General features: G+C 40.9%; 1 protein-coding gene. It reads right to left on the bottom strand.

Annotation, left to right across the window (positions count from 1 at the left end; translation table 11 throughout):
• The coding region (locus tag V0R37_RS22005) for a HipA domain-containing protein (RefSeq protein ID WP_420376543.1) at positions 1–279 on the bottom strand (279 nt) is incomplete at both ends.

Raw genomic sequence — 279 nt, 5'->3', positions numbered from 1 at the left:
CGAAACTGTAACTGCCCAGCAGCAGGAGACTTGCATAAAACACGACTAGCTTTAATTAAATCTTCATAATCTAATGTGGGTGCACGAAAGTCAGCCTCCAATAAACCACATGCGCTGTGCATATGTTTACGGCCCATTTTATTGCTTGGTAATTTAAATCTATCAAATCGCTTTAATGCCAGCCATTGTTTTGCTCCAGTGCCTTCAGGTGCATTTACCAAAAGTCTTTCAGGTGGGCTTAATTTAGCTTTATCTGCTAACTCCAAATACACAGCTTCG

The sequence above is a fragment of the Pollutimonas rozaliensis genome (genome assembly GCF_048751585.1).
Classification (GTDB): Bacteria; Pseudomonadota; Gammaproteobacteria; order Burkholderiales; family Burkholderiaceae_B.
This window is presented reverse-complemented; position numbering and strand designations above follow the sequence as displayed.